The 22,595-nt window shown below is 46.6% G+C and carries 19 protein-coding genes; 8 read left to right on the top strand and 11 right to left on the bottom strand.

The genetic code is table 11. From position 1 onward, the window contains the following. Positions 1 to 338 precede the first annotated feature (338 nt). From NIAKO_RS03835 to NIAKO_RS03845, 3 genes are all read right to left on the bottom strand, one after another. On the bottom strand, positions 339 to 884 hold the full coding sequence (locus NIAKO_RS03835; protein ID WP_014217082.1) for a YceI family protein: 546 nt from the start codon (positions 882 to 884) through the stop codon (positions 339 to 341). 211 nt (positions 885 to 1,095) lie between these two features. Further along, a complete protein-coding gene (locus NIAKO_RS03840) occupies positions 1,096 to 1,968 on the bottom strand; it encodes an AraC family transcriptional regulator (protein ID WP_014217083.1) in 873 nt (290 codons plus the stop codon). Positions 1,969 to 2,016: 48 nt separating this feature from the next. After that, on the bottom strand, positions 2,017 to 2,673 hold the full coding sequence (locus tag NIAKO_RS03845) for a metal-dependent transcriptional regulator (protein WP_014217084.1): 657 nt from the start codon (positions 2,671 to 2,673) through the stop codon (positions 2,017 to 2,019). Between the two features lie 121 nt (positions 2,674 to 2,794). Here NIAKO_RS03845 and NIAKO_RS03850 point away from each other — a divergent pair, with 121 nt between their 5' ends. The 4 genes from NIAKO_RS03850 (at position 2,795) to NIAKO_RS03865 (ending at position 6,338) form a co-directional block, all read left to right on the top strand. Then, a complete protein-coding gene (locus tag NIAKO_RS03850) occupies positions 2,795 to 3,994 on the top strand; it encodes a di-heme oxidoredictase family protein (protein WP_014217085.1) in 1,200 nt (399 codons plus the stop codon). 11 nt (positions 3,995 to 4,005) lie between these two features. After that, the gene (locus NIAKO_RS03855; protein ID WP_014217086.1) at positions 4,006 to 4,452 is read left to right on the top strand and encodes a QcrA and Rieske domain-containing protein; all 447 of its coding nucleotides are present in this window, start codon (positions 4,006 to 4,008) and stop codon (positions 4,450 to 4,452) included. Next, a complete protein-coding gene (locus tag NIAKO_RS03860; RefSeq protein ID WP_014217087.1) occupies positions 4,449 to 5,675 on the top strand; it encodes a hypothetical protein in 1,227 nt (408 codons plus the stop codon). The genes NIAKO_RS03855 and NIAKO_RS03860 overlap by 4 nt, the downstream gene beginning before the upstream one ends. A 96-nt stretch (positions 5,676 to 5,771) precedes the next feature. Beyond that, on the top strand, positions 5,772 to 6,338 hold the full coding sequence (locus NIAKO_RS03865; protein ID WP_014217088.1) for a dihydrofolate reductase family protein: 567 nt from the start codon (positions 5,772 to 5,774) through the stop codon (positions 6,336 to 6,338). Positions 6,339 to 6,399: 61 nt separating this feature from the next. Here the strand turns inward: NIAKO_RS03865 and NIAKO_RS03870 are convergent, their stop codons facing one another. The 8 genes from NIAKO_RS03870 to NIAKO_RS03905 form a co-directional block, all read right to left on the bottom strand. Continuing rightward, on the bottom strand, positions 6,400 to 7,518 hold the full coding sequence (locus tag NIAKO_RS03870) for a vWA domain-containing protein (RefSeq protein WP_014217089.1): 1,119 nt from the start codon (positions 7,516 to 7,518) through the stop codon (positions 6,400 to 6,402). 87 nt (positions 7,519 to 7,605) lie between these two features. Further along, positions 7,606 to 8,499 carry an AAA family ATPase gene (locus tag NIAKO_RS03875; protein ID WP_014217090.1) on the bottom strand — a complete coding sequence of 298 codons (894 nt, stop codon included), beginning with the start codon at positions 8,497 to 8,499 and terminating at the stop codon, positions 7,606 to 7,608. Between the two features lie 70 nt (positions 8,500 to 8,569). Then, entirely contained in the window at positions 8,570 to 9,406 is an 837-nt protein-coding gene (locus NIAKO_RS03880; RefSeq protein ID WP_014217091.1) for an FAD binding domain-containing protein, read from the bottom strand. A 232-nt stretch (positions 9,407 to 9,638) separates the two neighbouring features. Next, positions 9,639 to 12,023, bottom strand: a complete 2,385-nt coding sequence (locus tag NIAKO_RS03885; RefSeq protein ID WP_014217092.1) for a xanthine dehydrogenase family protein molybdopterin-binding subunit — start codon at positions 12,021 to 12,023, stop codon at positions 9,639 to 9,641. Positions 12,024 to 12,155: 132 nt separating this feature from the next. Beyond that, a complete protein-coding gene (locus NIAKO_RS03890) occupies positions 12,156 to 12,641 on the bottom strand; it encodes a (2Fe-2S)-binding protein (protein ID WP_014217093.1) in 486 nt (161 codons plus the stop codon). 36 nt (positions 12,642 to 12,677) lie between these two features. Then, positions 12,678 to 13,127, bottom strand: coding sequence for an SRPBCC family protein (locus tag NIAKO_RS03895; RefSeq protein WP_014217094.1), 450 nt, complete (start codon positions 13,125 to 13,127; stop codon positions 12,678 to 12,680). Between the two features lie 219 nt (positions 13,128 to 13,346). Beyond that, a complete protein-coding gene (locus NIAKO_RS03900) occupies positions 13,347 to 14,612 on the bottom strand; it encodes an exo-beta-N-acetylmuramidase NamZ family protein (RefSeq protein ID WP_014217095.1) in 1,266 nt (421 codons plus the stop codon). 10 nt (positions 14,613 to 14,622) lie between these two features. Continuing rightward, positions 14,623 to 15,417 (bottom strand): helix-turn-helix domain-containing protein, encoded by a 795-nt coding sequence (locus NIAKO_RS03905; RefSeq protein WP_014217096.1) that lies wholly within the window; start codon positions 15,415 to 15,417, stop codon positions 14,623 to 14,625. Positions 15,418 to 16,100: 683 nt separating this feature from the next. On the opposite strand from NIAKO_RS03905, the gene NIAKO_RS03920 reads away from it, so the two are divergent. The 4 genes from NIAKO_RS03920 to NIAKO_RS03935 all read left to right on the top strand — a co-directional run bounded on the left by NIAKO_RS03920 (position 16,101) and on the right by NIAKO_RS03935 (position 22,522). Further along, entirely contained in the window at positions 16,101 to 16,619 is a 519-nt protein-coding gene (locus tag NIAKO_RS03920; RefSeq protein WP_014217098.1) for a DUF488 domain-containing protein, read from the top strand. A 14-nt stretch (positions 16,620 to 16,633) separates the two neighbouring features. Further along, entirely contained in the window at positions 16,634 to 17,332 is a 699-nt protein-coding gene (locus NIAKO_RS03925) for a methyltransferase domain-containing protein (RefSeq protein ID WP_014217099.1), read from the top strand. A gap of 343 nt (positions 17,333 to 17,675) precedes the next feature. Then, positions 17,676 to 19,199 (top strand): hypothetical protein, encoded by a 1,524-nt coding sequence (locus NIAKO_RS03930; RefSeq protein WP_014217100.1) that lies wholly within the window; start codon positions 17,676 to 17,678, stop codon positions 19,197 to 19,199. A 383-nt stretch (positions 19,200 to 19,582) separates the two neighbouring features. Then, positions 19,583 to 22,522 (top strand): M16 family metallopeptidase, encoded by a 2,940-nt coding sequence (locus NIAKO_RS03935; protein WP_014217101.1) that lies wholly within the window; start codon positions 19,583 to 19,585, stop codon positions 22,520 to 22,522. The last annotated feature ends 73 nt before the right edge of the window (positions 22,523 to 22,595 follow it).

Genomic DNA, 22,595 nt, shown 5'->3' on the forward strand with positions numbered 1-22,595 from the left:
TTTGTATTTTTTTGGTTGTTATTATCATTTATTGACTCCACAAATTTCGCCCGTAAACGGGAGATAGAGAATAGTGATAGTATGGAATCTGTTGTACATTTTATGGGGAATAGGGTAGAGCTGTGGTTTATAATGGATTAATTGCTGCAAATTAGGAGCCAGGGGAGGAAGGAGCAAGTTGATGGCGTTGATAGTGTTGATGGAGTTGATAAAGGAAGAAGAAGTAGGACGTAAGAGGTAAGAAGCTGACGAGTTAACACGTTGACAAGTTAACATGTTAAATAATTGCGCGAGGCTGTATTGCTCCCCCTCCACCGGAGGGGGCCGGGGAGAGGTTCCTAGCTGAGCTTCAACAACTGCAAATCACAATGCACCCTTACCTCATCACTTAACAACAAACCATTCTTGTCGAACAGCTGGTTCCAGGTAATATTAAAATCTTTGCGATTTAGTACGGTATCCATATCAAAGGCCGCCTTCGTATTGCCCAGGGGGTCGCCACACTTGCCCAAAAAATTAGCAGTGAAGGTAAAAGGGTGTTCTATACCTTTAACAGTTAAGATCCCGTTCACTTCCAGCTGCTTTTCCTGCTTCGTGTTAACGGCCGTAGATCTGAACTGGATCATGGGAAACTGCCTGGCATCAAAGAAATCGGGCGAACGCAGGTGATTGTCGCGCTCGTCGTTCCCCGTTGTCAATGAATTAACATATATGGTGAGATTGATCTCGCTATTACAAAAACCATCCTGGCCGCTCACCACGGTTCCTTCAAACTCCCTGAACCAACCTGATACCGAAGTGATCAACAGGTATTTGGCATCGAACCGGATGGTTGAGTGAATGGGGTCGATGGCCCAGGTTGCTTGTTTTACGCTTGTACTCATAATTTCAAATGTCAAAATAACGGAATATTAGCCCCTAAAGCAATTGATGATCGCAGGATAATGTTGTATAATTCATGGCTGCAGGCTCCGAGCTGCAAGCTGCAAGCCGTAAGCTGTAAGCCGCAAGCTGCAAGCAATACACTTCTGCGCGGTAACCCCAAACCCTGAACTGAGAACTCTGAACTCGGAACTCTGAACTGGGAATTGAAAACTAAGAACTTTGATTTCTAGCTCTAAAATCGGAAAAGGATTCGCCGGAGGCATTCTTAAAGAACTTACTAAAATGAGCTGTGTCATCAAATCCCAATTCGTAGGCAATCTCCTTCATGGTAACCCTTGAATACACGGCCTGCCGTTTGGCTTCCAGGATAATGCGTTGTTGAATATGATGGCTGGCGGGGGAACCGGTTATTTTCTTTACTACTTCATTCAGGTGGTTGGGGGTAACGGCCAGTTCTTCTGCATAATCGGTCACCATTTTTTTGGTAGTGTACTGCTTTTCAACCAGTGCAAAGAATTGTTTTACCAGGTCGATGCTTTTTGAATGGGCTTCATTTTCTTTTGGCCGTTCGTATTGCCGGGTAAGGTAGATCAGGAATATTTTTAGAAAACCTCGCAGGATCTCGGCCCGCAAAATGAAGAAGTTATTGAACTCTTTCAGCATTCTGTTCACGGCGTCCTGCATTTCTTCACCCATATCCCAGCTTACTTTTATCACGGGCGAATTGGAAAAGGTATAGAATAAACCGGTATTGAACAGGAGATCATAATTTTCTTCGGCCCCGCCCAGGAACTCTGCCATAAAGGAGATTACATAGCCGTCTATAGGACCGGTTGGTCTCAGGTCATGAACCTGGCCGGGCGTAATACAGTAAACGGTATTGTCTTCCAGCTCATATTTCTCCAGGTCTATCAAATGGGTGCCACTTCCTTTTTTTACCCAGATGATCGCAAAATAACTGTGCCGGTGAGGACCTTCATTTTGCTGGAAACGGTTTTGCGCTATCCATTCCATGGTGTGTATCTCAAAGGGTACATTCACCACCGATTTGTTGAGGTCCAGTATAGGATTGCTTAAGGACATGGTATAACTTAAAGAATATCAATAATAAATCATTTTTGTGGTATTATCTTATTCGCTGATCAATAAACTGTTGGCTACCTTAAAACTTACCACCACCGATTTTTTCCCTTTCAGCAACAACGTGTAATTCTTGTCAAATTCTTCCACCTCTTTCACTTTAATGGTATCGCCCAGGGAAAGCCCGATCTTATCGAGGTAATTTAAAAAAGCGCTGGAGTGATCGGTAACACCGGTGAACTTGCCCTGGCTGCCGGGCGACAAAGCCGCCAGTAATACCGATTTGCTGATGGCGAATACGCCTTTGGCATCGGGAATGGGATCGCCATGCGGATCGGTTTTGGGGAAGTCGAGATAGGCGTCCAGTTTGTCTATCAGGTCCTGGCTGTGGATATGCTCCAGTTGTTCGGCAATGTCATGCACTTCGTCCCAGCGAAACCCCAGTTTATCAACCAGGAACACTTCCCACAACCGGTGCTTGCGGATAATGCCAATGGCCGCCTGTTTTCCTTTTTCCGTGAGTTTAAATCCTTTTGATTTTTGATAAGCCACCAGTTTTTTGGTGCTCATCTTTTTAAGCATATCGGTAACGGAAGCCATGTGAATGCCCAGCAACTGCGCCAGGGCCGATGTGGCCACCATTTCCCCGTTAGCTTCCTGTAATTTATAGATGGCTTTCAGATAATTTTCTTCAGCAGATGAATGCACGTGCGCTCTATTTTGCGGCAAATTAGGGAAAGATGTACAAAAGCAGTAATATTAGGCTAACCTAATTATTATTGTTTTGTTGAACTAATTATTTATTTTTGGTCAACTTTAAACGCTGTTTATGAAAAAGCAATGGCTGGTGATGGGCTCGCTGGTTACTATTATAGTGGCGGCCCTGGCTTGTGACAAGATCCTGCCGGGGAAGCCGGCCGATGATTCCATTTTGGATGGACCCGTAGACGGATTGACCGGCGAACAGCATCAAATGTTCCTGCGGGGCGATGTGGCGTTTAACGATGATGTTTTTACTGTGGCAACGGGGTTGGGACCGCTGTTTGTTTCCACCAGCTGTGGCAGCTGTCATGCCGGCGATGGCAAGGGACATCCCTTTACCACTTTAACACGGTTTGGGCAAACCGATAGTACCGGTAACAAATTCATGCAGTTTGGCGGACCGCAACTGCAAAACCGCGCCATTCCTTCATTTATGCCGGAACAGATCCCGGTGGGCGCTACTTTTTCAAAATTCACGCCGCCTGCGAATACGGGGCTGGGTTTCCTCGATGCGGTGCCTGATAAAACGATCCTTTCTTTAGCAGATGAACACGATGCCGACGGCGATGGAATATCGGGGCGGGTAAATTGGATAACGCTGCCTCCCTATATAACCTATCGCCCCGGCACCGTGGAGCATAACAATAAATATATAGGCCGTTTTGGCAAGAAGGCGGCGGTATACGACCTGATGCAGCAAACCGCCAATGCCTACAACCAGGATATGGGGATTGTATCTACCTATGAACCGTACGATTCGTATACCCACGCCGAGATCGATCCTGAGGTGACGAACCAGAAAGTGCTGGACCTGGTATTTTATTTACGAACGCTGAAAGCGCCCATTCCCCGAAATCAAAACAACCCCGATGTGATCAATGGGAAACAATTGTTCCTGAACACCGGCTGTGCCAAATGTCATGTACCCGAATTAAAAACCGGAGACTACGCAATTGCAGCGCTGGCCAATAAAACCTTTCAACCTTATACCGATCTGTTGTTGCACGATATGGGCCCCGGTTTAAATGATGGCTATACCGAAGGCTCGGCCCTGACCGCCGAATGGCGCACGCCGCCATTATGGGGACTGGGGCTTTCTAAAAATTCGCAGGGCGGACAATACTTCTTACTGCACGACGGGCGCGCCACTACCATTTCAGCAGCTATTAAAGCGCATGGCGGCGAAGGACAGTCCAGTAATGCCAGCTTTCAAAAATTATCAGCCACCGATCAGGCCCTGCTGATAAAATTTCTTGAATCACTGTAACCAACCATAAAATGAACCGCAGAGATTTTATTGCAAATACTTGCGCTGCCTGTTTGGGCGCTACGGCCGTATCGACGTTATTGTCGTCCTGTTCGGGTACCCGCTATGCCAGCGGTACTATGGGCAAAGATGGCATTACCCTAAGCGCCGATGAATTTAAATTGAATAAAAAGGGCAGGGGCGGTCACCGGCCGTTTATTATTGTACGTAACGAAAGCCTGAAATATCCCATTTATGTATATCGCTTTGGCGAAACCGAATACAGCGCCGTTTGGATGCAATGCACCCACCAGGGCGCTGAGTTACAGGCATCCGGCGATCAGCTGCAATGCACGGCCCATGGGAGCGAGTTCAGCAATAAGGGAAAAGTGACCAATGGCCCGGCCGATAAAGACCTGCGCAGCTTTCCCGTTACGGTAAACAACAATGAATTATTTATCGATCTCAGAAAAGTATGAAACAATATTACCTGCTTATAGTATTGCTATGTTCATCTTCAGCTTTATTGGCCCAGATAGACCCTGTGCTATTGCGGAACCCGGCCAATGATTCCGGCGCCCTGAAGATGAATATGGATGCCATTTATAACCGTCCGTTTTTACAATTGGGTAAACTGCCGGTTGCCCTCGGCGGTTATGTAGAAGCCAATTATCAATACCTGAAACAAAATGGCATCAGCGAAGGACACCAGTTCCAGATGCGGCGGTTAACGCTGTTTGTTTCCTCTTCTATTTACAAACGCATAAAATTCCTGAGTGAAATTGAATTTGAAGATGGTACGAAGGAGATCAATATAGAATTTGCTTCTGTTGATTTTGAGCTGTCGCCACTGCTGAACTTTCGCGGTGGGGTAGTGATGAACCCGATTGGCGCATTCAACCAAAATCACGATGGGCCTAAATGGGAGTTTATCGACCGGCCCATTTCTGCCACGCAAATGTTGCCTGCTACCTGGAGCAATGTGGGGTTTGGCATATTCGGGAAGAAGTATGTGAAGGACTGGGTATATGCCTATGAAGCTTATTTTACCAATGGGTTCGACGATCAGATCATCAACAATACCGAAGGCAAAACCTTCCTGCCGGCTTCCAAAACCAATGCCGAACGTTTTGAGGAAAGTTTTAATGGCAGTCCGCTGTTCACGGGAAAGGTAGCGGTAAAGAATCGGAAAGTAGGAGAGTTGGGGTTGTCGTATATGGGCGGCATTTATAACAAGTACCAGGATGATGGCCTGGTGCTGGACAAAAAGCGCCCTGTAAATGTGTTTGCCATTGACTTTAATACCACGCTTCCCTATTCAAAAACTTACATTAATGGCGAGTGGGCCTGGGTGCGGGTGGATGTACCGGAAACGTATACCGAACAGTATGGCCGCAAACAGCAGGGCGGTTTTGTTGACCTGGTGCAGCCCGTTCTCAAAAAGCCCATGATGGGTTTTGAAAAGGCCGTGTTGAACGTGGCGCTGCGCCTGGAGTATGTTGACTGGAACAAGGGTTCCTTTAAATCGACCGGTGGCAAAATCGCAGACGATGTATTTGCCTTTGTGCCGGCCATCAGCTGGCGGCCAACGGCTCAAACGGTAATCAGGTTAAACTATCGCCATAACACGCAGCATGACATCCTGGGTAATCCACCCTCCAGGATGGCGGGTTTCCAGTTTGGGTTCTCCACTTATTTTTAATTGACGGAGCCGCCCCTTCAGATTGTCGCAAAACACCCCCGGTAAAACGGGTTTTCGGGTGTAGGTTTGTTGCTGTCAAATAAAAACACTTTTAATATGCGACGTCTGGTTTTATTTATGCACGTAAGCCTTGATGGTTTTGTTACCGATCCCAACGGCGGTATGGGTTTTATAAAAGTAAATGAAGAGATCTTTGATTATGTAGGCGACCGCACCAATCGTTCTGACATGGCTATGTATGGCCGGATTACTTATGAAATGATGGATGCTTACTGGCCAACAGCGGGCGATGAACCCGATGCTTCCAAGCACGACAAAGAACACAGCGCCTGGTACAACAAGGTAGATAAAGTGGTGTTGTCAAAAAGCATGAAAGGACAGCAGAAACCCAATACCATTATCATTAGTGAGGATGTGGAGCACAGGATAAAAGCATTGAAGCAACAGGCGGGTTCAGAGATCCTGATCTTCGGCAGCCCTGGCGCCGCTCATTCGCTGATGCAATATGGATTGATCGATGAGTTCTGGCTTTTTGTAAATCCCGTGTTGGTAGGCGGTGGAATTCCGCTGTTTAACAATACCCAACTGCCTGCGGAGTTGAAACTGGCGAATAGTAAATCGTTTTCCAATGGGGTGGTTTGTTTGGGATACGAGAAAGCCTAAAGGTAAAAGCCCATAGCCATGTATTGCTTTCGGCTTTTAGCTTTCCGCTTTCAGCTTATTCTTAGATGTACTTAGCCAACTTCCGAAGACTTTGCAGGTTATATACAGGAGCAAACACATCAATATACGGCATTGCCGCCTTCATTCCGGCTACTTCCGGTTTGTAGGCTGCATAGCCGGCCAGCGGGTTTAACCAGATCACCTTTTTTGCTTTGGTGTGTACCCGGTGCATGCTTTCTTTCAGCAACTCAATATTGCCGGTATCCCAGCCATCGCTTAAGATAATGACAATGGTTTTGGAGTCTATCAGTTTGTTGCCATAGCTGGTAATAAAAGAGTGCAACGATTCTCCAATGCGGGTGCCGCTGTTCCAGCCTTCGTTTTCCGCGCTTAATAATTCCAGCGCTTCCAGAAAATATTTTTGCTTCAGCATAGGCGTTATCCGTTGTAACGACGTGCTGAAGATAAACGTTTCCATCCGCGCGTATACCTGCTGAAAGGCGTACAGGAACTGTAACAGGAAGCTGGAATACAATTCCATTGATTTACTTACATCGCACAGCATTAACAGTTTTACACGGTTGCGTTTGGGGCGGCGGTGCATAATGTCAATCAGTTCGCCGCCACGGCGCAGGTTCTTTCGCAGGGTCTGTCGCAGATCGGGCAGGTCTACCTTGTTCGACAATTCATACCGGCGGTTGGCTTTGGCGGCCAGCCGGCGCGCTAAACTCCGGATGGCTTTCATCAGCTCGGCCACCTCATTGTCGGGAATGGCGGAAAAGTCTTTTTGCGAAAGCGATTCTTTTAGGCTGTAGCTGGCAGTTTCTTCCGTTTCTTTTTTGGGATTGCCTTTTAACCAGGCATTGAGCGACGCAAATTGCGCTTCCGGGGTAGGTGGCTTTTTCTTTTTCGATCCTTCTTTATGTTTGGTATCAACTAATTTGTCGAGTTGTTTCCAGTACTGGCGAAACAGGTTGTCAAAATCATCGAGGTTGGCCTTACTACGGCAGATAATCATTTTTAACAACAGGAAGAACGATTCGTGACTGGTATAATCAAACTGCTGCAGCGATTGCAGTATCAGGGTTTCTTCTTCTATACCCACGGTGAACCCATGCTGCCGCAGGTAATGACAGAATTGAATGATGTTTTGTGATAAAGAAGTTAATCGGGTAATCATAAAGCTGTTACAGGTTTCAGGTTGCAGGTATTGAGTTCAGAGTTCCGGGTTCAGAGTTCTCTGAAACCTGTGACTTGGAACCTGGAACTAAATTTTCGTATGCACCCCCGTTTTCTCCATCAACTCATCTAACGACACCTGCACGTGTCTAGTATCCTGCCACTCTTTCAACACCACACCCAGCGTTTGTTCAATGATGGATTTATCGAGGTGGTCGATGTGCAGGGCCGATAAAGCCATGGCCCAGTCGAGCGTTTCAGCCAGGCCGGGCGTTTTCTCCAGCTTCATTTTCCGCAATTCCTGCATGAAACGCGTAATCTGTTCGCCTAGCCGGGCATCGATGCCGGGCACTTTATTTTTTACGATCAGCCATTCTTTTTCAAAATCAGGATAATCGATATACAAATACAAACACCGGCGACGCAGGGCCTCGCTCAATTCGCGGGTTCGATTACCGGTCAGGATCACCTGTGGAATATAGGTGGCTTTAATGGTGCCAATTTCCGGGATGGTGATCTGCCAGTCGCTCAGCACTTCCAGCAAAAAGCTTTCAAACTCTTCATCGCTGCGGTCAACCTCATCTATTAACAAAACAGGTTTTTGTGTATGGGTGATGGCCTGTAACAAGGGGCGTTTCATCAGGAACTGTTCACTGAAGATGGTCCTTTCTTTTTCATCTATGGAGTGGGTGTCGTGTTCGGTCATTTTCAGGTGCAGCAGTTGCCGCTGGTAATTCCATTCATACAGGGCGTGCGTAGCATCGAGCCCTTCGTAACATTGCAGCCTTATCAGATCGGTTTGCAGGGCATTGGCCATTACTTTGGCGATCTCTGTTTTGCCCACGCCGGCCGGGCCTTCAATCAACAAGGGCTTGTTCAATTGCAACGACAGGAACACCGACATGGCAACGGATCTGTCGGTGATATACCCTTGTTGAAGGAGCATCTGTTGTATATCGGGTAGCTGAAGATTGTTTGACATACAAATTACAGGTTTCAGGTTCCAGGTTCCAGGGGTTCGATTCCATGTAACCTGAAACCTGGAACCTGTATTATCCTTTCACGGCCAGTAATGCCTTTCTTAAATAAACTTTCGCAAGGTGTTTACGGTATGCTTCCGATGCATAGTGGTCACTCAATACATCCACCATCTGCAAAGCTGCCTGCATGGCTTTTTCAATGGAGTCGTCATCGATGGGCTTGCCACTGATGACGTGTTCGGCGCCCGTATCACGAAATGCATGGTCAGCCACACCGGTAAATGCAATAGTAGTTCCGCCATCGGGAAAACGCATAACGGCACAGGCGGCCAGCGAAAACCGCGATGCAGGCTGTGCAAATTTCTGATAGGTGCTTTTGGTGCCATCCGGTGGCATTGCTATGCGAATGGCTGTAATAAGCTCATTAGGTTCCAGTGCGGTTGAAAACAACCCGGTGAAGAACTCAGTGGCTTTTATACTTCTGCGGCCGTTTGGGCCCTGCATTTCAATGGTGGCATCGGCTGCCAGCACCATCGCCGGCCAGTCTGCCGCCGGATCGGCATGTGCGAGGCTGCCGCCAATAGTACCATGATTACGCACCTGCATATCACCGATCATGGCAGCGCCTTCTGTAAAGAAGGGCAGGTGGGTTCTGATAAGCGGATGATACAGGATATCGGCATGCGTGGCGGCCGCGCCGATGACAATTTCGCCATCCTCTTCCTTAATATCTTTTAAGGCCGTAATGCCGCCAATATCGATCAATTTTTCCGGGCGGCTCAACCGCAGCTTCATGGCAGGAATCAGGCTATGTCCACCGGCCAGTATTTTTGTATCGTCATTCGATAAGGCCGCGATGGCCTCGTCTATAGTGTGTACTTTTTCGTAGTCAAATGCAACTGGGATCATAATGGGTGTTAATTAGACTTTGTACAAATTTGATTGTGTCGTGGATAATGTTGGAATCGGCAAACGGCAATAGTGAAACGACAAACATGAAACGTGAAAGGGCTCGCGATAATGCACCAATCCTCACTGTTTTCACTCTTCACTCATTTCATCCTTACCCCTTTATCAACCCTGTCAACTCTATCAACTTGTCAACCGTGTTAACATGTTAACTTGTCAACCCGTCAATGTGTCAACTCGTCAACTCATCCTGCAAAGCATGCCACACCCTCTCCGGTGTCAACGGCATCCGAATGTCTTTGACCTTATGCCCGCCGCTCCACAAGGCATCGATCACGGCATTTACAATGGCCGGGGCGCTGCCAATAGTGCCCGCTTCACCGGCGCCTTTTACGCCTAATGGGTTATGCGGACAGGGCGTTACCTGGCTGGCCGTTTCAAACATGGGGAAGTCATCGGCCCGCGGCATGCAATAATCCATATAGGAGCCATTGGTGAGTTGTCCGTTTTCGTCGTATTCTGCGCCTTCAAACAGGGCCTGACCAATTCCCTGCACCACACCACCATGGATCTGTCCTTCTACGATCATGGGGTTTATCACGTTGCCCACATCGTCCACGGCCACAAAACGCTTCAATGAAACCTTGCCGGTTTCCTTATCTACTTCCACTACGGCAATATGACACCCGAATGGATAGGTGAAATTGGCGGGATCATAAAAGCTGCTGAAATCAAGACCAGGTTCCAGGTCTTTAGGATACACATGCGGTACATAGGCGGTGAGTGCTACCTCGCCAAACCCGATCGATTTATCGGTGCCTTTCACGGTGAATTTGCCCGAGGCAAATTCAACATCATCGGCACTGGCTTCCAGTTTATGCGCGGCTATTTTCTTTCCCTTTTCAATGATCTTGTCAATACTTTTCATAATGGCGCTGCCACCTACGGCCAAACTGCGCGAGCCATAGGTGCCCATGCCGAAGGCAACGCTGTCGCTATCGCCATGCACCACTTCCACATCGGTGAGGTTGATGCCCAGTTTATCGGCCACTATCTGGGCAAAAGTGGTTTCGTGGCCTTGCCCGTGTGAATGGGAACCGGTATACACGCTTACTTTGCCGGTGGGTTGAACGCGCACCTGGCCTACTTCAAACAAACCGGCGCGGCAACCCAGGGCGCCCACAATGGCAGAAGGGGCGATGCCACAGGCTTCAATATACGTAGAGAAACCTATGCCCACCAGTTTGCCATTGTGAGCAGCTTCCTGTTGTACGCGGCGTACTTCAGGATAGTTAATCATTTCCAACCCTTTCTTTAAAACCCCCTCATAGTTACCGCTGTCATATTGCAGTGCTACCTGGGTTTGATAACCGGGTTGTTGTACGCCATCGAATGGTGGAATGAAATTCCTGAATCGCAGGTCGGCCGGGTCAACGTTCATCTCAAGGGCAGCCAGGTCGATCAGGCGTTCCAGTAAATAGGTAGCCTCCGGACGACCGGCGCCTCGGTAGGCGTCTACCGGGGTGGTGTTTGTGAAAACAGCAGTTACATCAACATTTATTTTAGGTGTTGTGTATAAACCTTGCAGCAGGGTGCCATGTAAATAGGTGGGCACGCAACTGCTGAATGTAGATAAGTAAGCGCCGAGGTTGGCATATGTTTTTACACGCAGCGCCACGATCTTTCCATCATTATCAAAACCCATTTCGGCTTTGGTAACATGATCGCGGCCATGCGCATCGAGTAGAAAACTTTCACTTCGTTCTGATGTCCATTTTACCGGGCGGCCAATTTGTTTGCTGCACCAGGTAAGCAGGGCTTCTTCGGTATAATGGAAGATCTTGCTGCCGAAGCCGCCACCCACATCGGGGCTCACCACCCGTACTTTATGTTCGGGAATGCCCAATACAAATGCGCACATCAGCAGCCGCACCAGGTGCGGGTTTTGCGAGCTGGTGTATAAGGTATATTTTTCGGTAACAGGATCGTAGGAGCTGTTATAACTGCGGGGCTCGATGGCATTGGGCACCAGCCGCTGGTTTACAAAATCAAGCGTGGTCACATGGGTGGCTTTGTCCATCGCTTCGTTCACTTCTCCCAGGGGATTGCCCAGTACCCAGTCGAAGCTTTTATTGTTGGGCACATCGTCGTGCACCAGGGGCGCACCGGCCTGAACGGCTTTGAAAGCATCCACTACACAAGGCAGTTCTTCCATTTCCACTTCCACGGCATCGGCTGCATCGGTTGCCTGGTCTTTTGTTTCGGCAATAACAATGGCGATGGCATCGCCCACATGCCTGGCTTTATCGGCCACCAACAGGGGATGCTTCGGTTCCTTCATGGTATCGCCGTTTTTGAAGTTCACCTGCCAGCCGCAGGGAACGCCATTTACGTCAGCCAGGTCTGCGCCGGTATAGATGGCTATCACGCCCGGCATGGCTTTGGCGGCGGTAGTATCAACGCGCACAATCTTTGCGTGTGCATACTGGCTTCGTACAAATACCGCATAGGTTTGATGGGGCAGCACAATATCATCGGTGTAGTTACCATGGCCGGTAATAAACCGTTTGTCTTCAACCCGTTTAACGGCCCTTCCAATTAATCCGTTGGTGCTCATATAATAAAGTTGATAGTGTAAATGGTGGTTGATCTGTATTTTAAAGAAGATGTTTCAGGTTGCATGTTACAGCTTGCAGGGAAAACAATGCAATCGGGCCCTGGAACCTGGGATTTGAAACCTGGAACTGTGTCAATGTACCGGCTCGCCCGTCCTCATCTTCTCTGCTGCATACTGAACCGACTTCACAATATTGTGATACCCCGTGCAACGGCAGAAGTTTCCTTCCAGCGCATGCCGGATAGATTCTTCCGAGGGTTGCGGGTTGTGTTGCAACAGATCGGCCGCCATCATGATCATGCCCGGCGTACAGAAACCGCATTGCAGCCCGTGGCATTCGTTAAAACCTTCCTGCAGCGGATGCAGTTCGCCGTTGTGCGACAGGCCTTCGATAGTGGTTATTTCACAACCATCGGCCTGAACGGCCAGCATGGTGCAGCATTTGGTCGCCTTTCCGTTTACATGTATGGTGCAGGCGCCACAACTGCTGGTATCGCAGCCTACATGGGTGCCGGTTAGCCGCAACACATCGCGGAGGTAACTAACCAGTAACAGCCGGGGTTCAACAAGATGATTGTATTGTATACCGTTAACGGTAACATGGATGCTGGTGCTCATGTAGTGTCGTTTAGTATAAGTGAACAATATTAATTGCTATGCAGGTGTGTGGTCGATCTCTTTTTCGAGGTTTGAAAAAAATTGTTTGGTGAGCGTGTTCGAAACCCCACCCATAACCCGTTGCCCCAGGGTTGCCAGCATGCCGCTTAGTTTTACATCTCCATCAAATGCGATCTCGGTATCACCTGTACCCACTGCGGCCAGGTTGATCCTGATAGCGGCATTGGCATTGCCTATTTTACTGTTTTGTTGTGCTTTAAGGGTAAATGCATTGGGTTCCTGCAAATCGTCGAGATGCAGGTTGCCAGTGAAGGAGCCGCTAACGGGCCCCAGCTTTATATCCAGAATTGATTTATAAGAATGATCGCCGGTTTGTTCAAGGCGGGAAATACCGGGCACTACCCGGGCAAGGGTATCTTTGTTCATCAGGGTCGCCCAAACAATGGGTGGCGCTGCATGCAATACATATTTCCCCGCTAATTGCATATGGCAAAGTGTTTAAGTGCGCAGGGAACGGAATAAAGAGCGTGATGGCAATCGTTACTTTTCTTCCTTTAAGTTAAGGAAAATAATGGAGGAGAGAAAAAATAAGAAGGAGGACATTTGGGGATTTCGGGATTTAGAGATTTTGAGATTTGTTGGAGCGTTAAATTCCGACAAATCTCAAAATCCCGCAATCTCAAAATCAGAAATTACTGCATATTGTTATGGGTATAATAAATACTTTTTCCGCATCTGTTTATATTGGGACAAACCCGGCTCCCAGGAGTCCTGGATCTGTTGAACGGTCTTGCCTTCCATGATCTGTTTTTTGAATTCAGACACGCCGGCCAGGTAATCGATATTCCCGATCTGTTTGCTGATGGAGCGGTCGAAGAATTTGCTTTTATCGGGGAATGCATTGTACAATTCGATCATCCAGTCTATATTGATCCTTTTGCTTTTGCGGAGTTTAGATACATCATATTTACGCAGGTCGATCCCGTAACAAACTTCATTCATATATAACGGGGTTTCGGCCATGCCCGGAATACTCACCGGTGTAAATGAAAAGGAGTATTTGTCTTTTAATACCGGTGCCCCCAAAACGGTAAACGGAAACCGGGTGCCGCGGCCCAGGTTAACGGCAACGCCTTCAAACAAACAGGTTGAAGGGTATAATAAAATGCTTTGCTGGGTATTTAAATTGGGCGATGGTTTTACCGGCAACACATAGTCCATATCGTGCCGGTAATTTTTTACCGGAATGATGGTAAGCTTACAGGTTTTTTTATTCGGTAACCAGCCCTCGCCGTTGATCATTTTGGCAAATTCGCCGATGGTCATGCCATGAGCGATGGGAATGGGAAACTGCCCGATACCCGATTTGTTTTTCATATCCAGGATGGGGCCGTCCACCAGGTAACCATTGGGATTGGGCCGGTCGAGGATCAGCAGTTCTTTATTGTTATCTGCACAGGCTTCCATAACATCGCGCAGTACGTTGATGTACGTATAAAAACGGCAACCCACATCCTGCACATCATAGATCATAATGTCAACATCGGCGAGATCGGCTTCAGTTGGTTTTCTTTTAGGACCGTATAAAGAAATGATAGGAATGCCGGTAGCCGAATCGGTTTCATCGGTTACATGCGCGCCGGCACTGGCCTTACCCCTGAAACCATGTTCAGGACCAAAAGCTTTTACGAATTTGATACCGCGGTTGATGAGGCTGTCAACGAGGTGTTTTTTGCCGATGACAGTAGTAGGGTTGGCCAGGATAGCTACCCGTTTGTTTTTGAGCAGCGGAAGGTATTTCTCCGTTTGATCGGCGCCGGTTATTATCGGGTTTCCGGTTTCCGGTTGCCGGTCGCCGGTTCCAGGTTTCAGGTTCCAGGTTTCAGGTTTCACGTTTGCCGTTTCACGTTTCACGACTAAAGGATTCATCACTACTGCCAAAAGCAAAACAAGTAAGCTATATATCTTCATAAGTAAAAAATTAATTTCCGTCCTTCTTCAACGTCGAAGGCGAATGCCCGAACAGCTTTTTAAAGGCAAACGAAAAATGCGATAGGTCTTCAAAGCCCAGATCGAGATAAATATCTGAAGGTTTCTTTCCCTTTTTGGTTATTTGAAAATGGGCTTCGCGTAATCGTTTTTCCATAAGCCAGCTGCCAGGTGTATCGTTGAACGTTTGTTGAAACTCTCTTTTGAAAGCCGACAGGCTGCGACCCGTTAAAAAGGCAAACCGTTCCAGTGTTACATTGAACTTGTAGTTACGGTTCATAAAAGCCTGCAGGTCTATTTTCTCCGGTTTGCCAAAATCGAACAGGATGTTTTTTAAGTCGGGTTGTTCCTTGAGTAAGATCAACAGCAATTCCTTGCGTTTGATATTATAAAAATCCGCTTCTATTTTACCCTGATCGTTGAAGTAAGGCGTTAGCGATTGAATAAAATTCAATACCAGCGGGTTCTTACCCATTGTAATAATGGCATCGGTTGGCTTTTCCTTATCAATATAAAACTGGTATTCATCGTTGAATGCCTGTAAAAAAGGCTGGTCAAGAAAGATGACGATTTTTTCAAACCGGCCGTTGTCAGGGTTCTTGTTATATTTTGTCAGGTGATTGCGGCGGGCAATGCCATAATCACCTGGTTGTATTTTATATTCTCTGTTGCCATCGTAAACTAACATGGATCCTGTTATCAGGTACAGAAAGAAATGCTCAGGAATGAATTGTTCATCAGAGATCGTTGGCCCAACGGTGCAGGATTTAATGATGGAATATTTCATGGTGCTATTTTTTGATAAGCCCAAATCTGAACAAACTTTCTGCGGACGCTAAGATAGCTTCTTCATGGCTTCGGGGCGCCCAGCCAGGTAATTTTTTTGCTTTTTCATTGCTGGCATTCTTGTTTCTGCCCTACCGGGCTACAATATCTTTGAAAGATGGTTTAAACAGTGCAAAAACACGCATGGGCCAATGGGGCATTGCTTTGGTAGTGACGTTTTTTGTGCGATCGCCCGGTTTATTACGTAACAGTAGGGCTATGTCGTGATCATGATGTTACCATTTTTACTGCAAATCTCCGTTTAAATAGCCCCGGGGTACTTTGTTAAAACGTCTAATTTTATTTTGTTGAGAAGTCCGGGAATTGTTCGGGGGGATGGGGGATTGGTTGGAAATGTCAGGGTGTATCAGGTACTCAATTTGTGCGAGCCAGCCAGACATTTGATGCAACCCGCTTATATGCCGGAGAATCAAATCATTTCTTGTAAAAGCAAGCTGTTTTGAATTAAATGATATGTCCGGAGCGTTTAACGCAAACAGCTTTTGATTTAACCGGAAGGCCGTTCTATTAAACGCAAACGGCTTCCGATTAAACGAAACGGTCATCGCGTTTAATGCTCCGGTAAAGGTATTCAATGCCTGTAGCTGACGTTTTTTTATAGCTGCTGTGTCGTAAATTTGGAGGGTGGAAAAGAAACCGATCTATACCATTGGGCATAGCAGCCGGAGTGCGGATGATTTTCTTGCCCTGTTAAAAGAATACGGCATCGAATACCTCGTCGATGCCCGCACAATACCATATTCCAGATTTCATCCCCAATTCAGCAAGGATGCATTAAAATTGTTCCTGGAGCAAAACGGGATTCGGTATGTGTTTATGGGTGATGAAATAGGCGGGCGGCCAATCGATGCCTCCTGTTACCGACAGGGAAAAGTGGACTATGAGATCTTAAAAACAAAGGACTTCTTTAAAAAGGGGATTGAACGGTTGAAGACGGCTTACAATAAAGATGTAAACGTGGCCATCATGTGCAGTGAACGAAAACCTGCAGAATGCCATAGAAGCAGGTTGATTGGCAAGGTTCTGGACGCCGAAGGAATAATGGTACAGCATATTGATGAAACAGGGAAATTAAAAGACCAGAAAGCGGTGGCTAGGGAATTTAATAAAGGGTACCAGTCGGGGGATTTGTTTGGGAATTAGAATCTATTTTAATCATGAAACTACTTGCAGAAAACGAATTGATCTGGTCATGGGTGGTAGCCAATTCAAAAATGAACCGTGAGCGTAATGCCAGTGGAGTGAATAGCTATGAACAGGAGTTGAAGTTTAAACCAGAAGAATTTCTTGAAAATCATCTTCATCAAACCGGCCAGGTAAAATGGTTGGACCTTTGTTGTGGCCAGGGGAAGGCACTTATTCAAACCGGTGAATGGCTTTTAAATAAAGGGTTGCAGGATAAAGCGGTATTACGGGGCATTGACCTGGTAGATGCTTTTCAACCAATACCACCCCATATAACCTGCCTTGATTTTGAAGTGAGGTCATTGGTCGACTGGAAATCAACCGTGCAATTTGACCTGATTACCTGTATACATGGCCTGCATTATATTGGCGACAAACTTAAAGTGCTTGTATCGGTTTTTGAATGCTTAACATCGCAGGGACTATTCATTGCCAATCTTGACCTGCGTAATATTCTTATTGAAAATAATGACACGGAAGATTATCTGTTGGATATTTTTGAAAAGCACGACGTTAAATATAACAGTCGCACAAGGATACTGGCGTGTAAAGGCCCTCGCCAGATTGATTTTGCTCTTACCTACAAAGGCGCCAATGATGAAGCAGGGCCTAATTATACCGGGCAGGATGCGGTATGTTCGGTGTATGAGGTGCGGGAACCCTGTGTGTGATGTTCTAAAGTACAAATCAGCCCTGTTACTAACCGTTTACTGTCGGCTATCTCCGAGAACATGATCAAAATCAAAAACTTTCGCCTTTGAACTTCTTCCATTAAAATCCCGTAGTATTACGTTTTCTTTTCAGGTGTATGTACGGGTGCTGGTTCCATTTAAATCATGCACCTTCGTCCTAACCACGTAAGTAATCCCTCCTGAGGTTAATGGCAATTTAAGTAGCGTATCTCCCTGTTTCCCCGGGGATACCCAACCACACTACATACTGTAACAGTTGCATGATGGGCTACCAATCATGTTTTGTAACCATTGTCAATAACCAACTTAAATCTCACTTTTTATGCTTACTGAAGAGAGTATCTCCCTGCCGCCCATTTTTACTGCAGCTACTGCATTGTTTAGTAAGTGGACTGAAACGCCCATCGAACCCACCACTTCCATTATGGACAGCGCCTGGAATGATGCGGGTGAATTTCAATTTCCCAAAGGCTGGGTGTATGCCAAAAACGACGCTAAGTTCCTGTACATGGTCCTGGATGTAGTGGACGATACCGGAAATGATTTTGGCACCAATGATTATTACTGGCTCAGTTTTGATGTGGATGAGAATAAGGGTATCTCTGCCAACAAAGATGTGAACTATGGTTTGTTTCCCGGCTTCCCAAATAAAATGGGTATTCAAAAATACCTGGGACCCGGTACCTGGACGGGCATTTCTGAACCTCCGGAATCAAAGAGCCGGGTTGAATTTGGTCCTTCACCCAAATCATCAACGCCACACCGCATCTGGAAATTCAAGATCTCATTACCAGAGATCAATGCCAGCCTGTTCTCGCTGCTGGGATTGCCCTTTACCTATTTTGGTTTCCGGGTTAGTTCTACCAATCCTGCATTTACCGGGGATTATCCCGTCAACTTCTTCCAGAATTTCTCCAATCTCACGAAGTTGTACTTCGCCCGCAAACCAGCGCCCAATCAGGCATTGCTGGGAGCTATTATCGGCACCGTTGGACTTATCCCAACATCAGCCTCGGTGTTGAATGCGGCAACAGGACGTGCTACTACCACCGCCGGTTATTTTGTGGAGGCGCATAATGCCGCTTTTGGCGGGGTGCTGAACTTTATTGCCAACCGCGTAAATGTTACTGCGTTAATTGGCATCGGCGCCAATAAATATCGCATTCTGCATGCGGTGCCTGGCAGTGCTACCTTCCTGCCATTGGTGTCTGCGTGGAGCAATTACCGTTGGACGGGCGCCAACTATGTACCGGAATCTTTTTCAGCCGATGTAAATAAACAATATACGCTGGTAAATCCGGCTGCAGAATACTCCATAGACGACCTGCTGATCCAATTCTCCACTTATGGTATGGATAGCGGGCTGCATAAATTCAAGGTGGAGTTCTTTAAAGCCGATGGTGTTACCCCGGTTGCTTCCGCAGCGCAGGTGCTCACCTTGTTCGTCGATAATAATGTGCCCAATGTGAATATCAACAGTATAAAACATGGCGCTACCGAAGTAACAGCATGCGCTATTGAGAATATAGGGCCCGGTGCTGATGGCCTTACCTTTAATGTTACAGCCAACGATCCGGAAGGCAACCTGCTTTCCTGGAGCTTTAGTGCAACCTATGGTGAGAATCAGTCGGTGGCTATATTCAGCCAGCAGTACGATACTGCCGTTCCGCCAGGAACCAACTGGGCCGGAGTATTGAACTTTGCCGTGCCAACCACGCCTGCCAACTGGCGGCCACCCGTTCAGTGTGCATACAGCTTTATGGTGCAGGCCTATGCCCGCACTACCAATGGCTATGGCTATATTGGCTATACCAACTATCATCGCAATTTGACCTTATTGGTATAAATGATAAGTTGACAGGTTAACACGTTGACAGAGTTGAAACGTTGATAGAGTTGAAAGGTTAATTAAAAGGACCTGGTAGATTGAAGTTGCTTTCGTGACTTCAGTTGCCAGGTTTTTTTTATTTGCCTCGCCTGCCAGAGCTTAGTGTAGGCTGGCCGCGAAGAGGTTGTTTGCCTTTTGCCGTTTCGCTAACCGTTCGTCTGTGAAATAGACCAGTTATACAGAATTATGAAAAAAGTAGCTGTTTTGAAGGGCACTTTGCAGGCTTAGCTGCGTTTTACAGACAGCCTAATAATTTTTGTTCAACCGCTGGCATTGGAGGCATGCTCCTGACTACATGATAAGTCTCCATTTCAGCAAAAAAATGATGTAAACCACGTATTATGCAATTCAACAAGGTTCTTGCACTCTTACTGCTTCTTTCGGCAGCCTGCGAAAGTATGGCCCAAAACAAATACCAGTGGAAACAGGCGTCCGCTGGTGGTTACACCTATAAGTATGTGACCAACGACCCGATGCAAACCAGGTTTTACACCCTGAAAAACGGCATGTCGGTTATTTTAACAGTCAACCACAAAGAGCCCCGTATTGTTTATCGCATGGCGGTGCGCACCGGCAGCAATAACGATCCAAAAGATCATACGGGCCTGGCGCACTATCTCGAACACCTGTTGTTTAAAGGAACCGATAAATATGGTACGCTCGACTGGGCAAAAGAAAAACCTTATTTAGATAAGATCGATGCCTTATACGAGCAGTATGGCGCTACCAAAGACCCCGCTGCCCGTGTAGCCCTTTATCATAAAATTGACAGCGTTTCCGGCGTTGCTTCACATTACGCCATTGCCAATGAGTATGATAAACTGATGAGCAATATTGGTTCGCAGAAAACCAATGCCCATACCTGGGTGGAGGAAACGGTTTATGAAGAAGACATTCCTTCCAATGCGGTTGATAAATTCCTGACCATTCAGGCCGAACGTTTCCGCAAACCGGTTTTCCGCCTGTTCCATACCGAACTGGAAGCCGTGTATGAAGAAAAGAACCGCGGGTTGGATAACGATGGAGTTAAAATGCAGGAAGCCATGATGAGCGGTTTGTTCCCTACGCATAACTATGGCCAGCAAACAACCATCGGCACCATCGAGCATTTAAAGAACCCATCTTTGATTGCTATCAGAAACTATTACAACAAATATTATGTGCCCAATAACATGGGTATTATTTTATCCGGCGATTTTGATGCCGATGCCATGATTAAAAAAGTGGAACAGGCATTTGCTTATATGCAATCCAAACCGGTACAGGAGTATAAGAGCGCACCGGAGAAACCTATCACGGCTCCAATTGTGAAGGAGATCTTTGGACCTAATGCGGAGAATATGCGCATCTGTTTCCGTTCACCTGCAGCCGGCACACACGAGGCGATGGTGCTCGACCTGGCTTCTTCCGTATTGTCGAACGGGAAAGCCGGTTTATTGGATCTGAACCTGAACAAACAGCAAAAAGCCCAGGCTACACAAGCAGGTTTGCAGCAGTATAAAGACTATGGCATTTTTATTTTGTTGGGAATGCCGAAACAGGGCCAAAAGCTGGAAGATGTGAAAGACCTGCTGATGGGTCAGCTGGAGTTGCTGAAAAAAGGCGAGTTTGATGAAAGCATGATCAAAGCCATCGTAGCCAATACCAAGTTAGACCTGTTGCAATCGCTCGATAACAGCACCAGCGGCGCCCAGCGTTTAATGGATGCGTTTATCAAGAACCGTGGCGCGCAGTGGGATAAAGAAGTTTCCTACCTCGATGATATGGCAAAAGTTACCAAGGCTGAACTGGTAGCGGTTGTTAATAAATACCTGAACGATAAAAACTATGTGCTCCTTTATAAAAGAAAAGGTGATGACAAAAATATCGCAAAAGTAGATAAGCCTGCCATCACACCTATTGAAACCAATGCCGGTAAATCATCTGATTTTGTAAAGAAAATGGAAGCCATCCAGGTGGGCGATATTCAACCCCTGTGGCTGGATTACGATAAAGATATCAACCTGTCGAAAAGCGGTATTGCTGATGTGTTAACGGTGCAGAACAAATCGAACGAGTTGTTTTCACTGTACTATCAGTTTGATATGGGTACCTGGAATGATAAATTGTTGCCCCTGGCGGCCTCTTACCTGCAGTTCTTAAGCACTGATAAATATTCAGCAGAACAGATCAGCAAATCATTTTACAACATTGCCTGTAACTTCAACATCTCTACCAACGCAGAGATTACTACCGTTAATATAACCGGGTTGCAGGAGAATTTTGACAAAGCAGTTAGTTTGTTTGAGGAAGTGCTGGCCAATTGCAAACCCGATGAGGCTGCATTGACAGCATTGAAAAGCCGGGTAATGAAAGGCCGGGCAAACGCCAAAGCCAACAAACAAAACATTATGCAGGGGTTGATCGCTTATGCCCGGTACGGTGCTAAAAACCCGTTCAACGCTGCATTGACCGATGCCGAGATAGATCAGTTGAAAGCAACTGACCTGGTGAATGAATTGCACAGCCTGATGCAGTACAAGCATCGTATCATGTATTATGGTCCGCTTACCGATGCTGATTTTAAAACATCCATTGCTAAACTGCACACTTTGCCAGCCAGCTTTAAAGAGTATCCGGCAAAAATGAATTTCACCCCTTCGGTGCAAACCAGCAACCAGTTGTTGTTTGCCAATTACGATATGGTGCAGAGTGAAATTGCCTGGATAAGAAACGATGCAGGTTACGATGCCAGCAAAGAAGTGGTGGTAAATGTGTTCAATAACTATTTTGGCGGCGGTATGGGATCAGTGGTGTTCCAGACCATTCGCGAATCAAAAGCGCTGGCTTATTCCACCTTCGCTTCTTACAATACGCCTGCTAAAAAAGAAAATCCTTTTTATATGATGGCGTATGTAGGTTGCCAGGCCGATAAAATGAACGAAGCCATCAAGGGCATGAATGAATTACTGAATGATCTGCCTGCTTCCGAACAACGCTTCGAGCTGGCAAGAACCGGTTTCAAAAAAGACCTGGAAACCGAGCGTATTACCAAGGAAGATATTATCGATGCCTACCTGAAAGCCCAGCAAAAAGGCTGGAAAGGTGATTTCCGCAAAGATGAATACGCAGCCCTTTCTACGCTTAAACTGGAAGATGTTCAGAAAATGCATAAAGAACAGATCAGTAATAAGCCTTTCACCTATTGTGTAGTGGCTTCGGATAAAAAGATCAAACTCGACGATCTGAAGACTATCGGTGAAGTGAAGACGGTGAGTTTGGAGGAGTTGTTTGGTTATTAGTTGATCAGTTAACCAGTTGACCAGTTAACCAGGAAGTTGACAGGGTTGACAAGTTAACACGTTGATAGGTTAA

The sequence above is a fragment of the Niastella koreensis GR20-10 genome, from assembly GCF_000246855.1.
Classification (GTDB): Bacteria; Bacteroidota; Bacteroidia; order Chitinophagales; family Chitinophagaceae; genus Niastella; species Niastella koreensis.

Excerpts from the sequence above, each read along its gene's own strand:
- NIAKO_RS03835 (WP_014217082.1), bottom strand. The coding sequence starts at position 884 with ATGAGTACAAGCGTAAAACAAGCAACCTGGGCCATCGACCCCATTCAC.
- NIAKO_RS03840 (WP_014217083.1), bottom strand. The coding sequence starts at position 1,968 with ATGTCCTTAAGCAATCCTATACTGGACCTCAACAAATCGGTGGTGAAT.
- NIAKO_RS03850 (WP_014217085.1), top strand. The coding sequence starts at position 2,795 with ATGAAAAAGCAATGGCTGGTGATGGGCTCGCTGGTTACTATTATAGTG.
- NIAKO_RS03855 (WP_014217086.1), top strand. The coding sequence starts at position 4,006 with ATGAACCGCAGAGATTTTATTGCAAATACTTGCGCTGCCTGTTTGGGC.
- NIAKO_RS03860 (WP_014217087.1), top strand. The coding sequence starts at position 4,449 with ATGAAACAATATTACCTGCTTATAGTATTGCTATGTTCATCTTCAGCT.
- NIAKO_RS03865 (WP_014217088.1), top strand. The coding sequence starts at position 5,772 with ATGCGACGTCTGGTTTTATTTATGCACGTAAGCCTTGATGGTTTTGTT.
- NIAKO_RS03870 (WP_014217089.1), bottom strand. The coding sequence starts at position 7,518 with ATGATTACCCGATTAACTTCTTTATCACAAAACATCATTCAATTCTGT.
- NIAKO_RS03875 (WP_014217090.1), bottom strand. The coding sequence starts at position 8,499 with ATGTCAAACAATCTTCAGCTACCCGATATACAACAGATGCTCCTTCAA.
- NIAKO_RS03880 (WP_014217091.1), bottom strand. The coding sequence starts at position 9,406 with ATGATCCCAGTTGCATTTGACTACGAAAAAGTACACACTATAGACGAG.
- NIAKO_RS03885 (WP_014217092.1), bottom strand. The coding sequence starts at position 12,023 with ATGAGCACCAACGGATTAATTGGAAGGGCCGTTAAACGGGTTGAAGAC.
- NIAKO_RS03890 (WP_014217093.1), bottom strand. The coding sequence starts at position 12,641 with ATGAGCACCAGCATCCATGTTACCGTTAACGGTATACAATACAATCAT.
- NIAKO_RS03895 (WP_014217094.1), bottom strand. The coding sequence starts at position 13,127 with ATGCAATTAGCGGGGAAATATGTATTGCATGCAGCGCCACCCATTGTT.
- NIAKO_RS03900 (WP_014217095.1), bottom strand. The coding sequence starts at position 14,612 with ATGAAGATATATAGCTTACTTGTTTTGCTTTTGGCAGTAGTGATGAAT.
- NIAKO_RS03905 (WP_014217096.1), bottom strand. The coding sequence starts at position 15,417 with ATGAAATATTCCATCATTAAATCCTGCACCGTTGGGCCAACGATCTCT.
- NIAKO_RS03925 (WP_014217099.1), top strand. The coding sequence starts at position 16,634 with ATGAAACTACTTGCAGAAAACGAATTGATCTGGTCATGGGTGGTAGCC.
- NIAKO_RS03930 (WP_014217100.1), top strand. The coding sequence starts at position 17,676 with ATGCTTACTGAAGAGAGTATCTCCCTGCCGCCCATTTTTACTGCAGCT.
- NIAKO_RS03935 (WP_014217101.1), top strand. The coding sequence starts at position 19,583 with ATGCAATTCAACAAGGTTCTTGCACTCTTACTGCTTCTTTCGGCAGCC.